Here is a 12,209-nt window from a genome sequence, read left to right as displayed (position 1 = left end):
TCTCCGTCCTATGTGCGTGAGCCGCAGGGCAACGGGATCGCGGAGCGCTTCGTGCGCACCCTCAAGGAAAACCTGCTCTGGGTCAGGCACTTCGACACGGTTGAAGAACTGAGACTGGCCCTGCTGGAATTCAAGGAAACCTACAATCGGGAATGGATCGTTGGCCGACACGGGTACAAGACCCCGGCCCAGGTCAGAAAGGAGCAGACCGCCCCGGTGTCAATAGCGGCCTGATTAGCGCAAATGAGTGTCCAAAAAACTGTAGACCGCTACAGCGGGCGCATTGCGCGGCCTCACCAAGGTTCTGCGTCTTGGAAGCCTGATGCTCACGGAAGACGACAAGTGCCTTACCTACGATCACATTCAAACCGCCTGGGCCGATCTTGGCGGCGCACTGTAAGGGAAAACAGACATGAAGAGCACCATTGATCAACACCAACAGGGAACCATTTCCGGCAACATCCGTTCGTATTCGATTGCATTGCACGGCGAACTGCAAGCTCTTGGCGCGGAGGAAGGTGGCGTCGCCTTCAACGCCCTGGGCGGCATTGTCGCTGAATTGGAAGGCGTCCAGCAGCTTGAAACCCTGCTGTATATCGACAAAACCCGCGCCGCCGCCAACAAGATGTTGACCGGCCAGATGCCTGGTTCCCACCGCTTTGCCAGCGAGGCACCGGACCCTGTTGGTCAACTGAATCACCTTGATATCATGGCACATTTCACGGCTGAAGTATCAAGCCACGAAAACAATATTGATCAGGAATCCACTTCCAGCGCCATCCTTCGGCACATAGCAACCCTTCGCGAGGAGCTTGTCCGCCTTGGCGCGGAGGAAGGCGGAACCGCCTTTCACGCCCTGAACGGAATTGCTTCCGAGGTCGAGCGTATCAGCGGCCTTGAGGCCTTTTCTCCCAAGGTTTTTCATGTCGAGGATGTTCATTCCGGGAAGCTTCTCGCACAGGTGGACGGCGAAGATGAAGAGACGCACCGTGAACAGTTCAAAAACGCCGCCTACGAGCTGGCCTACATGGACGCAAGATAAGCGAAACGGCCCGCATGGGCCGTCTGTCGGGCGTGGCGGCCCGGCACTGATGAGCAGCCAACAAGCACACAAGGGGATGGATATGAAGCTCGCAATCTACCACGAAAACAGCAGCCTCGCCTCCTCGGCGCACGCGGACCACAGGGCCAGCAATTCCTCGGAGGAAGGCGTTTTCGATCAAATCAGACGCCATGCGACAATCCTGCGTGAAGAGTTTCGCGAGATCGGCCCTGATGGTGCCGCCAAGGCAAACGTAACCCTGGATAAACTCATGAAGGCAGTGGATCTCGTGGAGCGGATGGTGGATTTTCTCCTGCTGCCTGAAGAGGAGCTTCTGAAAATTCGTGAAGAGGTCCGCAAGGGCCGCCAGGGAAGGTGAGAAATGGGAACCATCATATCCTTTCCGGCAGAGCGGTGCCGCCCCACACAAGAAGTTGCACACGGCCACAACTGCCTGTTCATCCCCTTTCCCAAGCAGAATCAAGAACCCGCCGCGCCCCGGAAACAAGCGGCTTCCAGAGCCAAGAAGGCCTTTGTGGGCGGGAAGTCCAAGACCAAGCGTACAAGCCTCATTGCCAAGGTCAAGATTGCCCAGAAGCAGCTTGGCCTCAGCGATGATGTCTACCGGGAGATTCTGCATATGAATTTTGGTGTGGACTCCTGCACCAAGCTGGAAGAGCGCGAGCTTGTACGGCTTGTCAGTTATTTCCGCACCAAGGGCTGGAATGAGCGTCCTGCCCGCAAGACGAAAGAAGACAAGCACGGCAAGCCCTTGACCATGAAAGACCAGAAACACCCCGCACGGCCCACGCTGGAACGCATAGAGGCCATTCTGGCGGAGCTGGGCAAGGCAAGGGGACAGTACATGCCGTGGAGCTATGCGGCGGCGATCCTGGAGAAACAGACCGGCTTGCCGCGTCTGGAACAGGCCACAGTGCGCGAATTGCAGAACGTCATGGTCGCACTGGAAAATACCCTGGCAGTAAGCCGCGCCAAGAAAAACAAGGCTTAAACCGTAGGAACACGGCCTTCACGTTGAAGAAAGGCATCATCCGAGGAGGATTCGAAAATGATAATTCGTGGTTCGCATTATTTGGGATTTGAAGGCGTTCTCGGCACTCTGGAAAACGTCGCTTCCTTGATGGCCCTGCTGGACGAGTCTTTGACCAGCGGGAACCGGGAAGGTTTCGTCAATGCCAAGGCGGCCAAGGGGTTGAAGATCATTTTTGATGAAATCCAGCATGCCCTTGACGCCGTTATCTGCGAGGGCAAGGACGGCGGCTATCTGGCCTCCGAGGTTCCTTCCTCGGTGTATCTTGATATTCTGGACAATCTTCATGACCTGGGTGCCGTTGTGGCTTTCATGTCCGATGTTCTGACCGTTCTTCCTCCGCGCCACACCTTGGGACAGAAGGCCATAGACGGCCTGAACAGCTTGCTTGTCAGAGGTTCCGAGACCGTGGAGACCGCCTATCGCATGATTGAAGAACAGGCGGGCAACGGCCTTGCCGTAACGGGAAAAGCGGCCTGCGCCTAAACCGGGATTCAAGCATGGATGAACTGCGCACAATGGAAAAGATGGCTGAAAAGTATCCTGCTCTGCTCCCTGCGAGCGTGAGAGAGCTGGCGGACCATCTTGGCCTGCGCAACGCCTTATTGATAACCAGGCGGCTTGGCGGGACTACGCACGATGTTCCCAAAGGGGATACGAGTATTGGCCGCGTCCGGGAGCGATGGCTGAAAGAAGTCCTCGGAAATGAAGCCGCAGAAGCCTTTATTTATCATTACGGTGGATGCCGTGGGATTTATATCCCAAAATGCCAGGTCTTTTTCTCCACTATTCAAGCTATCGCCATGCAGGAAAGATTTGACGAACTTTCAGGGGAGGGTTTGAGCGCCAGGAACATCGTATCTATGCTGGTCGTTGAGTTTGGGTTGAGCGACAAGACAGTCTGGAAAGCTTTAAAGTGTGATCCTGCCGACATGGCTGCGGCCAAGACTCCCCACAAAAAGGAACAGGCATTCAGAATAAGCAAGGCAAGCAAAGCCGTATGCAGGACATAAACGAATTCAATAATCTCACGGTGGACGTCACCGATCTTGCGAAGGGTGACTATCTCAGGAGCCGCCTGGACAAGCTTTGTGCGGACACCTGTCATACTGTGGATGAATTGTATTTTGAACAATATGGCCGTGGCCTTTCCCCTTCGGAGTCTCGAAAGGTGGCCGGGAAGGTAAAGGCGCTGCTGGAAACCATTACCTTGTAGTTTCAGTATCGTACAAGAAAAGGAGAGCACCAGAATGTTTGAAGACAAATTTATCAATCTCGAAGCCGACTTGGTGACAAAGATCAACGAGCTTGTTCCCCCTGCCGAATTGGCGTTGGAAGAGGCCCGCACCCGCCTTGCGAATCTGGAAGAGAAGTTCCAGCAGTACCGTGCGGAGTACGAAGGTTTTGCGTCTAGCAAGGCCAGCAAGGCCCGGCAGATTGCGGAGGCCGTCGCTTCCGGCCAAGACCCGGATGCCGCCTATCAGGGATTTCATGAGGAAGAGCTGCGGGCCAAGGAAAAGCATGAAATTGCCAACCTGTTCGAGCACTCCCATATTCCAGCCGCCAAAGCCCTGGTCGAAAGGCGCAGAAAGGAAGTGGGAGATGCTTACAATCAGGCCCGCAATACCATCCTCAAGCAGTATCTGCCCGAAGTGAAGGCAATCATTGACGAACTGTTTGAAGTTGACGCGGCATGGCAACGTACCTGCGAGGCTCATTCTTCCGGTTGTGGTGGCAAGTTCTTCCTTCCGGTGCCCTATCTCCTCAAAGAACAACTGAACGATCACTTCAGCAAGGTTGTTCTGTAGGAATCTTCTGATGGAAAGCCGTAGCAGCCAAATACTTCAAGGAATGGTGCTCCTTGGCAACCCCGTGGAGGCCTTGCAGCCGGAGGGCGGCCCAATGTCGCTCCCGCGCAAAGGTCTCCACGGGGAACAATTACAGGGTCATTCAAGGGCTGTTAGATGGCGCTTAAAAGGTCATTAAGCGGACGAAGGACGTCAAGAAGGGGCAGGCTCCAGAAATGGACTGCCCCTTCTTTAGGTTAATAGTAGTCGCAAACCAAGTGTCGAAGAGTCGTAAACCTAGTGTCGAGCTACAGCACGCGATTTTCGCGGCGCGCGGAGTGCCCGGGGGCCGGGCGGGCCGCCGGGTCGGGGTCCGCCCCCGGGGCCAGCAGGTCCAACAGGTGCAGGGCGCGCTTGCCCGCGCGGGCCAGCATGTCGCGGCACATGGCGCAGGAGGTGACGAAATCCTCGCTGGCGGCCCGGGCGCGCCGCGCGGCGACCTCGGCGCCCAGGGCGGGGTTGGCCGCGTCCAGCAGGCCGCCGAAGCCGCAGCATTCGGTGTGCTCACCCGTGAGGCCGGGCTCCACAGCCTCGCGGCCCAGGGCGCGCAGCAGCCCGCGCACGGCCTGGCGCTGGGGCGCGTCGTGGCGCGAGGCGCAGGGGTCGTGCACGGCCAGGGTGGGGCCCGGGGCCGGGGCGGGAGCGCCGTGCCGGGCCAGGGCTTCCCACAGGGTGCCGACCGTGGCCCCGGGCAGGGCCCGGCGCAGGGTCAGGGCGCAGGTGGGGCAGGCGGCGACCAGCTCCGGCTGGCCCAGGGCCTGCCAGTCGGCGCGCAGGGCCTCGGTGGCCTGGACGAACAGGGCCTCGCGCCCGGCCCAGTGCGCCGGGGCGCCGCAGCAGCGCAGCAGCAGCCCCGTGGGCCCGGGCAGGGCCCCGCGCAACAAGGCGTAGGCCCGCTCCACGGCCCCGGGGTCCGAGGCCGCGAGCTGGCAGCCGGGGAAAAAGGCGAAAGCGCTGGCGGCCGCGCCGGGGGCGTGGCGGGCCAGGGCGCAGTCCGGCCCGCAGGCCTGGGCCATGTCGTCCAGGGCAAACTCGTGGGCCGAGGGCGGCATCCTGCCCTGCTCCACCATGTCGCGCCGCGCCGCGAGGCACAGCCCGCCCATGTCGAAATCCTCGGGGCAGATGGCCGCGCACAGCCCGCAGACCATGCACGAATTGATCATGGTGTTGGCCTGGCGCATGCCCATGACGATGGAGGCGTTGTTGTAGATCTGGCGCGCGTAGACCTTGGGGTAGCCCTTGTAGTGCTCCAGGTAGGCGCAGCGGCGCACGCACTGCATGCACTCGCAGCGCAGGCAGCGCCCGGCCTCGGCCCGGGCCCAGGGCTCGTCGGGCCCGTCCGGCGGCACAGGCGCCGGGGCCACGGGCGCCACGCCCTGCACCTCGGTGGACAGGCGCGACTCGAAGGCGCCCTCGCGTTCGCGCCCGGCGGTGAGGGACGCGCCCTGGGTGAAACGCTCGATGGAGTTGGCCGCGCGCCGCCCCAGGGCCGCCAGCAGCGCCGGGGACGGCGCCGCCCCCGGCGCAGCCGCCCCGGGCAGCGGCGCGGCGAACAGGCCCAGGCGCGTGGTGCCCAGGGTCAGGGCGTCGGGCTCGCCCAGGCCCAGGGCCTGGGGGGTGAGGGTCTCGGGGTCCGCGAACACGGCGTCCACACCCTCGGGCAGGGCCCCGGGGTCGTCCGGGCGGGCGGCCATGGCGGGGGTGGGGTCGGCGCCGGTGCGCAGGGTCGCGCCCATGCGCTCCAGGGCCGCCAGGGCTTCGGCCAGGGCCGCTTCGGGCAGCTCGTGGCCGTGGCGCGCGAGCAGTTCGCGGCCCGGCTCGCGGGCGACCACGGTCACGGCGTAGCCCTTTTTGGCGAGGTCCCAGGCGCAGGCCAGCCCGGCCAGCCCGCCGCCCAGCACGACCACGCTCTTGCCCCGGGGCGGCAGGGGCCGCACGGGCGGGGTGCGCGTGGCGGCCCGGGCCAGGAAGCGCTCCAGCCCGCCCAGCTCCACGGCGCCGCCAAGCCCGGCGCGCAGGCAGACGACCTTGCAGGGCGCGTCGCAGATGCGCGCCATGACCCCGGGCAGGGGCAGGCTCCGGCAGGCCGTGGCCCAGGCGGCGTCCACCCTGCCCTCGGCCAGGGCCGCGCACAGGGCCCGCGCGTCCAGGTGCAGCGGGCAGGCCGCCTGGCAGCGCGGGGGGTCCTCCTGGGTGCAGCGGGCCTCCCACTGCCGCAGTTCCGTCTGGTCCATGCCCATGGCAGCCTCCGAAAAAAAGAGGGCGGCGGCCCTGCGGCCTCCCGCAGCGCCGCCGCCCGTTTGCCGTTCTGGTTACGCCTTGGCCTTGAGCCCGGCAAGCACCTTCTCCGGCAGGGCCGGGAGCCTGGTGATGCGCACGCCGCAGGCGTTGTGGATGGCGTTGATGATGGCCGCGTGCGGGCAGGTCAGCGGCAGCTCACCCACGCCCGACGCGCCGAAGGGGCCCTCGGGGCGCGGGGTCTCCACATAGAGCAGCTCCATGTCGTCGGGGATCTGCTTGATGTAGGGGAAGCCCGCGCCGACCATGGTCGAGTGCTTCTTGATGTCCTCGTAGTCCTCGGACAGGGCCAGGCCGATGCCCTGGGCCAACCCGCCGTAGTTCTGGCCGTCCACCACCAGGCGGTTGTTGATCTTGCCGATATCGGAGACCAGGGTCATCTTCTCCACGGTGGTCTTGCCCGTGGCCAGCTCCACGGCCACCTCGGCCATGAAGATGCCGTACATGTAGCACACGAAGGGCGAGCCCTGGGCGTTGTCGTCGCAGGCGGTGCCGGGGGCGGTCCACTTGCCGCGATACTTCAGGGGCAGCTTGGCCGCGACCACCTCGTCGTAGCTGCGGAAACCGCCGCCGGGCTTGCGCAGCCCTTCCACCAGCGCCTGGCAGGCCGCAGCCACGGCGCGCCCGGTGACCACCTGCGAGCGGCTGCCGCCCGCCGGGCCGGAGTTGGGGGCCAGGTTGGTGTCGTTCATGACCAGCCGGATCTTCTCGGGCGCCAGGCCCAGGGGCCGCAGGGCCTCGTGGGCGGTGCCCAGGCAGCCCGCGTCGGCGCCCTGGCCGTGGTCCTCCCAGCAGGAGAACACGGTGACGGTGCCGTCGGCGTTCAGCTCGGCATCGGCCTCGGAGGAGTCCGGGCCGTCCAGCCCGCAGCCGTAGACGCCCACGCTGATGCCCACGCCGCGCTTGACCGCAGCGGTGGAGGCGGCAGCGGCCTGCTTCCGGGCGGCCTCGTACCTGGGCCGCAGGGTGTCGAGCACCTCGGGCAGGCTGTAGACCTCGGGGTCCTGGCCGGTGGGCGTGGTGGCGCCCTTGCGGTAGACGTTCTTGTAGCGCAGTTCCAGCGGGTCCATGCCCAGCTTCTCGGCCAGCTCGTCCATGAGCACCTCGGAGGCGAACTCCGACTGCGGCGAGCCGTAGGCGCGGAAGGCCGAACCCCAGGCGTGGTTGGTGCACACCGTGCGGCCCTCGCCGCGGATGGCCGGGATGTCGTAGCCCGCGCCGATGAACTGGGCGCCGCGCAAGGTCAGCAGGTCGCCGAACTCGGAATACGGGCCGTGGTCCACGCTCCAGTCGCTCTCCATGGCCAGCAGCTTGCCGTCCTTGTCGGCGGCCAGCCGCAGGTTGATGAAGAACGGGGAGCGCTTGCCGGTGTAGGTCTGCTGCTGGAACCAGGAGTAGTTGAGGGACACGGGCCGCCCGGTGGCCAGACAGGCCGCGCCCACCAGGGCTTCCATGGTCGGGCTGAACTTGTAGCCGAAGGTGCCGCCTGCGGGGTTCTGGACCATGATCACCTTTTCGGGCTCGATGCCCAGGCCCGGGGCGATCATGTACAGGTGCAGGTGCAGGCCGATGGACTTGGAGTGGATGTGCAGCCGGCCCTCCTCGTCCAGGAAGGCGAAGCCGGTGTCGGGCTCGATGGGCATGTGCGGCTGGCGGCCCACGTAGAAGTCGTCCTCCACCACCACGGGGGCCTTGGCGAAGATGGGCGCGGTGTCCTCGCCCTTGGCGATCTTCTGCACGAAGTAGATGTTGGGCGTGCCGGGGTGGATCTGCATGGCGTCGTCGGCCATGGCCGCCGGGGCGCTCATGTACTCGGGCAGCTGCTCCAGCTGGACGCGGACCTTGGCCGCCGCAGCCTTGGCGTTGGCCTCGGTGTCGGCGCAGACGATGGCGATGGCGTCACCGTACTGGAAGACCTTCTCGTCGCACAGGATGGGCCGGTCCCAGCCGTCGCCCTTGTTGGAGGGGAAGGTGATCAGCCCGGTGATGCGGTTCTTGCCGCGCACGTCCTTGTGGGTCACGACCTTGAAGACGCCGGGCATCTTCTCGGCCTCGGAGGTGTCGATGGACAGGATCTTCGCGTGGGAGACCTCGGCCTGGACCAGGGCGCAGCGCAGGGTGCCCTCGGGCATCTTCAGGGCCAGGTCGGCCCCGTAGTCCAGGGTGCCGGTGACCTTGGCCACCGCCGTGGGCCGGGGGTACTTGGTGCCCCAGATGCGCCCGTCGGCGGGAGCCTTGAAGAGCAGCTCCTCGCGGCTCAGGTCGCCGCGCAGCACGGCGGCGGCGTCCATCACCGCGTCCACCAACGGCTTGTAGCCGGTGCAGCGGCAGGCGTTGCGGTGCTTCTGGAACCAGTCGCGCACGTCCTCGCGGGTGGGCTTGGGGTTCTCGTTGAGCAGGGCCACCGACGAAACGATGAAGCCCGGGGAGCAGAAGCCGCACTGGGCGCCGCCGTGGGCGATCCAGGCCAGTTGCACGGGGTGCAGGTTCTGCGGGGTGCCGATGCCTTCCACGGTGGTCACGCTGGCGCCGTCGTCCATTTTGCCCATCTTGCGCGAGCAGGAGCGCACGACCTTGCCGTCCACGATGACCGAGCAGCTGCCGCACTGGCCCGTGCCGCAGCCGACCTTCACGCTGGTCAGGCCCAGGCCCTCGCGCAGGTATTGCGCCAGGGTGCTCTCCGGGTCGGCCAGCACCATGCGTTCCACGCCGTTGACGTTGAGAGTCAGCTTGATCATGGGGTCCCCTCCTTGATGTTGGGGTGGTTTGCCGTTATGGCCTGCGCCCCGCCCGGGGCGCGTTGCATCTATTTGCCGAAGGGGCACACGGGGTAGCGGCATTCGGGGCACCCGGCGCAGAAGCCGCCGTGGCCCAGGGCCGTGATATCCTCGCGCGCGGGGCGCTCTCCGGCCAGGATGCGCGGCACCACCAGGTCGAAAATGCTCGCCCGGTAGTACATGACGCAGCCCGGCAGCCCGAGCACCGGCACCTCGCCCCTGTAGGCCAGCATGAACATGACCCCCGGGAAGGTCGGCGCGCCGTAGGTGACCACCTCGGCGCCCGTGGCGCGGATGGCCGCCGGGGTCTGGTCGTCGGGGTCCACGGACATGCCGCCCGTGACCACGACCATCTGCGCGCCCTCGGCGATGAAGGCCTCGATGGCCGCGCAGGTGGCCCGGGGCTCGTCGCCCACGAAGCGCTGGCCGACCACCGTGGAGCCCAGGGCGGCGAACTTTTCGCGGATCACCGGGCCGAACTTGTCCTGGATGCGCCCGGTGTAGATTTCGCTGCCGGTGGTGACCACGCCCACGGCCAGGGGCCGGAAGGGCTTGACCTGGATCACCGGCCAGTGCTCGGCGCAGATGGCCTCCACCCGGGCGATCCGGGCCTCGTCGATGACCAGGGGCACCACGCGGGTGCCGGCCACGTCGCGCGGGGCGGTGATCTGCTGGCCGGTGTGCAGGGTGGCCAGCACCACGTCCTCGATGGCGTTGATGCGCGCCAGGGCCTGGACGTTGACGCACAAAAGGCCCGGCTCGGCGCGCAGGTTGACGCGCCCCTCGCACACGGGGGTCGGGCTCAGGCCCGGCCCGGCGGCGGCGCGGGCGATACGCTCGGCGGCCTCGTTCTCGTGCAGCTGCCCGGGTTCGAGGTGCAGGACGTAGATGTGCTCCTTGCCGATTTCCAGCAGCGGGCCGATGTCCTCATGGGTGACGATATGGCCCTTGCGGAAGGCCGGGCCCTTGCACTGCCCGGGGACGATGCGGGTCATGTCGTGGCACAGGACCATGCCCACCGCCTCGCGGACAGGAACGGACTTCATCATGCGGATGCTCTCCCTCGCGCCGCGCGCCGTGCGGCCTTCGGCTTGCCCTGCGGAATCTCCGGCCCGGGCGCGCTGTTATGCTTTTTCAAGCATATCTATTATGCATGTTTGAACATAACATGTCGAGAAGGTCAAGGGAAACCCTGTAAGGATGGCTGGTTATGGGGGTGTTTCCTGGAAACCTGGAACCTGCTAGACTGGGCTCCGGCTCACAGGCCGCACAAGGAAGGGAAACGCATGGACATGTTGCAGCCCCGGATGCGGGTCAAGATCTGGCTGGAGCACGAGGACAAGATGGTGTTCGGCCCCGGCTGCGCCATGCTGCTGCGCGAGATCGAGCGCAGCGGCTCGCTGGCCGGGGCCGTCAAGACCCTGGGCATGTCCTACCGGGCCGCCTGGGGGCACATCAAGAAGGTCGAGCAGAACCTGGGCCAGGGATTGGTGATCAAGACCAGCGGCAACAAGGGCGGCTACAGCCTGTCCGACGAGGGCCGCAAGCTGCTCGAAGCCTACGAGGACTGGCGCGGCGCCGTGGAGGAGCAGGCCTTCGCCCTGGCGGGCGAGCTGTTCCCCTGGGCCGTGCGGCGCTAGCAGACCACTCCCAAACGGCGGCCAACCGCCCTGCCCGAAAAATCCAGCCCCTCGCGCCCGTCTTGCGACGCGTCGGCCCTGGATTTTCCCGCGCCGTCATCTCTTCATTATGAACGCCCAGGAAAGGGCTTCTGCGGCAGCCGACCAGAGCTGGCGGACCAGGAGCATCCGGCCCAAGGCCGCAGGATGGCCTGGCCCAGAACGCGCGGCCCCGGAGCGGGCGAACCGGGGAAATCCAGCCGCCTGCGGGCCGGGCCCCGGGGCAGGCCGCAGGGCGCCGCGAGGCGAGCGCCGGGCAACCCGGCAACCCGCCCCGGCGGCCCCAGGGGTTCACCCGCCCGGCGGCCGCAAACGCCCGTCGGGGACGGAATCACCCCCCCTGCCCTGCCGCGCGGGCTTCGAGGCAGTCCTGCACGGTGGCCTCCCAGGCCGGGGTGTAGCGGGCCTTGTGCGCCTCGTCGGCCAGGGCGCGGCATTGCAGCAGCGTATCGTCTGCGGCGCCGGGCCCTCCGTGGGCCGCGCAGCCGGTCAGAGCCATGGCCGCCAGCACGGCGGCAAGCACGATCTTCATATGTCCTCCAAACGGCGTTGCGCCGTTGCGGGTCAGGGGTCCAGCCTGTTCCAGGCCGTGGGGGCCACCGGGGCGAAGCCGTCGCGCTGCATGACCACGTCCATGGGCAGCAGGCCCAGGGCGGCCATGTCGGGCATCGGCTCGTCCACGGCGCCCGAGGCGTCGCAGGTCACCAGATAGCGGTTGCACTTGCGGCACAGGTCGGCCCGGCCCTCGGTCCGGCCCTGGGGATGGAAGTACTCCAGGGTTCCGTGCTCCTCGTTGCCGCAGTGCGGGCAGGCGTGGCGCATGAAGCGCCACTGGGCCGCGCAGCGCGAGCAGTGCAGCCAGCGCTGGCCGCCGTGGCTCTTGAGATAGGCGTCGTCCTGCCCGGAGCTGCGCAGGATGGCCAGTCCGGGCAGGGCGCCGCACACGGGGCAGTAGCCCCGGCCCCAGGCGCCCAGGGTCGCGGCCTGGGCGACCTCCGGGCCCAGGGCAGCCAGCACGGGCCGCAGGGCCATGGCGGCCGCCAGCCCCAGGCCGGGCGCGTCCACGCCCAGGGCTCTGGCCTGGCGGGCCAGCACGGCGTCGTCGCCGCGGATGACGCCCTCCATGAGCGCCGCCGAGTCCACGGTGTCGGATTCCAGCGCGTACATCAGCCTGCGCAGTTCGTCGGACACCCCGGGGAAGGACTGGGCCATCACCGGCAGGATGCGCCGCGCCGAGGCCAGGAAGGCCTGGGCGTAGTCGCCCAGGGGCGCGTCCACGAAATGGGGCAGGCCCCGGGAAAGCCGCCCCGGGTCGGAGGCCACGGGCCCGAGCCCGGCGGCCAGCAGGGCGGCCCGGGTCTTGACCAGCTCGGCGAACAGCGGCTCGAAGGCGTCGAGCAGCCCGGCCAGGGACGCGTTTTGCGCGCGCAGGCGCGCGGCCCAGGCGTGCAGGTGTTCCAGTTCCTGGTTGCGGTTCATGATGCGGACCTCTTGGGTGGCGGCGGGGGGCCAGGG

At 66.3% G+C, this 12,209-nt stretch carries 14 protein-coding genes, 1 other RNA gene and 1 pseudogene; 11 read left to right on the top strand and 5 right to left on the bottom strand.

Annotated features, from left to right (window positions below):
- The 10 genes from G495_RS0107000 to G495_RS21655 form a co-directional block, all read left to right on the top strand.
- On the top strand, positions 1 to 234 hold a 234-nt coding region (locus G495_RS0107000; protein WP_028587222.1), incomplete at its 5' end, for an integrase core domain-containing protein.
- A gap of 49 nt (positions 235 to 283) precedes the next feature.
- A complete protein-coding gene (locus tag G495_RS22985) occupies positions 284 to 400 on the top strand; it encodes a hypothetical protein (RefSeq protein ID WP_156939612.1) in 117 nt (38 codons plus the stop codon).
- Between the two features lie 12 nt (positions 401 to 412).
- Positions 413 to 1,042, top strand: a complete 630-nt coding sequence (locus G495_RS0106995) for a transposase domain-containing protein (RefSeq protein WP_028587221.1) — start codon at positions 413 to 415, stop codon at positions 1,040 to 1,042.
- Positions 1,041 to 1,105, top strand: an RNA gene (locus G495_RS20950) — hammerhead ribozyme type II. Before G495_RS0106995 ends, G495_RS20950 begins: the two co-directional genes overlap by 2 nt.
- A gap of 19 nt (positions 1,106 to 1,124) precedes the next feature.
- On the top strand, positions 1,125 to 1,421 hold the full coding sequence (locus G495_RS0106990; RefSeq protein WP_028587220.1) for a hypothetical protein: 297 nt from the start codon (positions 1,125 to 1,127) through the stop codon (positions 1,419 to 1,421).
- Between the two features lie 3 nt (positions 1,422 to 1,424).
- Positions 1,425 to 2,054, top strand: coding sequence for a regulatory protein GemA (locus G495_RS0106985; protein WP_084457963.1), 630 nt, complete (start codon positions 1,425 to 1,427; stop codon positions 2,052 to 2,054).
- Positions 2,055 to 2,111: 57 nt separating this feature from the next.
- Complete coding sequence (locus G495_RS0106980; protein ID WP_028587218.1) at positions 2,112 to 2,579, top strand: hypothetical protein; 468 nt, start codon at positions 2,112 to 2,114, stop codon at positions 2,577 to 2,579.
- Between the two features lie 14 nt (positions 2,580 to 2,593).
- Positions 2,594 to 3,106 (top strand): Mor transcription activator family protein, encoded by a 513-nt coding sequence (locus G495_RS21665; RefSeq protein WP_156939611.1) that lies wholly within the window; start codon positions 2,594 to 2,596, stop codon positions 3,104 to 3,106.
- A 20-nt stretch (positions 3,107 to 3,126) separates the two neighbouring features.
- Positions 3,127 to 3,309 carry a hypothetical protein gene (locus G495_RS21660; RefSeq protein ID WP_169734361.1) on the top strand — a complete coding sequence of 61 codons (183 nt, stop codon included), beginning with the start codon at positions 3,127 to 3,129 and terminating at the stop codon, positions 3,307 to 3,309.
- Between the two features lie 34 nt (positions 3,310 to 3,343).
- The gene (locus G495_RS21655; protein ID WP_156939609.1) at positions 3,344 to 3,901 is read left to right on the top strand and encodes a hypothetical protein; all 558 of its coding nucleotides are present in this window, start codon (positions 3,344 to 3,346) and stop codon (positions 3,899 to 3,901) included.
- 287 nt (positions 3,902 to 4,188) lie between these two features.
- Here G495_RS21655 and G495_RS22940 read toward each other — a convergent pair.
- The 3 genes and pseudogenes from G495_RS22940 to G495_RS0106960 form a co-directional block, all read right to left on the bottom strand.
- Positions 4,189 to 6,183: pseudogene (locus tag G495_RS22940) on the bottom strand (pyridine nucleotide-disulfide oxidoreductase/dicluster-binding protein); the annotation flags it as partial.
- 69 nt (positions 6,184 to 6,252) lie between these two features.
- The gene (locus G495_RS0106965; RefSeq protein ID WP_028587216.1) at positions 6,253 to 8,976 is read right to left on the bottom strand and encodes a molybdopterin-dependent aldehyde oxidoreductase; all 2,724 of its coding nucleotides are present in this window, start codon (positions 8,974 to 8,976) and stop codon (positions 6,253 to 6,255) included.
- 68 nt (positions 8,977 to 9,044) lie between these two features.
- Complete coding sequence (locus tag G495_RS0106960) at positions 9,045 to 10,061, bottom strand: molybdopterin-binding protein (RefSeq protein ID WP_028587215.1); 1,017 nt, start codon at positions 10,059 to 10,061, stop codon at positions 9,045 to 9,047.
- Positions 10,062 to 10,301: 240 nt separating this feature from the next.
- On the opposite strand from G495_RS0106960, the gene G495_RS18070 reads away from it, so the two are divergent.
- Positions 10,302 to 10,655 (top strand): winged helix-turn-helix domain-containing protein, encoded by a 354-nt coding sequence (locus G495_RS18070; RefSeq protein ID WP_035251177.1) that lies wholly within the window; start codon positions 10,302 to 10,304, stop codon positions 10,653 to 10,655.
- 370 nt (positions 10,656 to 11,025) lie between these two features.
- On the opposite strand, the gene G495_RS0106950 is transcribed toward G495_RS18070, so the two are convergent.
- Both G495_RS0106950 and G495_RS0106945 read right to left on the bottom strand, forming a co-directional pair.
- Complete coding sequence (locus G495_RS0106950; RefSeq protein WP_028587214.1) at positions 11,026 to 11,226, bottom strand: hypothetical protein; 201 nt, start codon at positions 11,224 to 11,226, stop codon at positions 11,026 to 11,028.
- A 32-nt stretch (positions 11,227 to 11,258) separates the two neighbouring features.
- Positions 11,259 to 12,173 (bottom strand): formate dehydrogenase accessory protein FdhE, encoded by a 915-nt coding sequence (locus G495_RS0106945; protein WP_028587213.1) that lies wholly within the window; start codon positions 12,171 to 12,173, stop codon positions 11,259 to 11,261.
- Between the last annotated feature and the right edge of the window lie 36 nt (positions 12,174 to 12,209).

It is taken from the genome of Desulfocurvus vexinensis DSM 17965 (assembly GCF_000519125.1).
GTDB classification, from domain to species: domain Bacteria; phylum Desulfobacterota; class Desulfovibrionia; order Desulfovibrionales; family Desulfovibrionaceae; genus Desulfocurvus; species Desulfocurvus vexinensis.
This window is presented reverse-complemented; position numbering and strand designations above follow the sequence as displayed.

Excerpts from the sequence above, each read along its gene's own strand:
- G495_RS0106995 (WP_028587221.1), top strand. The coding sequence starts at position 413 with ATGAAGAGCACCATTGATCAACACCAACAGGGAACCATTTCCGGCAAC.
- G495_RS0106990 (WP_028587220.1), top strand. The coding sequence starts at position 1,125 with ATGAAGCTCGCAATCTACCACGAAAACAGCAGCCTCGCCTCCTCGGCG.
- G495_RS0106985 (WP_084457963.1), top strand. The coding sequence starts at position 1,425 with ATGGGAACCATCATATCCTTTCCGGCAGAGCGGTGCCGCCCCACACAA.
- G495_RS0106980 (WP_028587218.1), top strand. The coding sequence starts at position 2,112 with ATGATAATTCGTGGTTCGCATTATTTGGGATTTGAAGGCGTTCTCGGC.
- G495_RS21665 (WP_156939611.1), top strand. The coding sequence starts at position 2,594 with ATGGATGAACTGCGCACAATGGAAAAGATGGCTGAAAAGTATCCTGCT.
- G495_RS21655 (WP_156939609.1), top strand. The coding sequence starts at position 3,344 with ATGTTTGAAGACAAATTTATCAATCTCGAAGCCGACTTGGTGACAAAG.
- G495_RS0106965 (WP_028587216.1), bottom strand. The coding sequence starts at position 8,976 with ATGATCAAGCTGACTCTCAACGTCAACGGCGTGGAACGCATGGTGCTG.
- G495_RS0106960 (WP_028587215.1), bottom strand. The coding sequence starts at position 10,061 with ATGAAGTCCGTTCCTGTCCGCGAGGCGGTGGGCATGGTCCTGTGCCAC.
- G495_RS18070 (WP_035251177.1), top strand. The coding sequence starts at position 10,302 with ATGGACATGTTGCAGCCCCGGATGCGGGTCAAGATCTGGCTGGAGCAC.
- G495_RS0106950 (WP_028587214.1), bottom strand. The coding sequence starts at position 11,226 with ATGAAGATCGTGCTTGCCGCCGTGCTGGCGGCCATGGCTCTGACCGGC.
- G495_RS0106945 (WP_028587213.1), bottom strand. The coding sequence starts at position 12,173 with ATGAACCGCAACCAGGAACTGGAACACCTGCACGCCTGGGCCGCGCGC.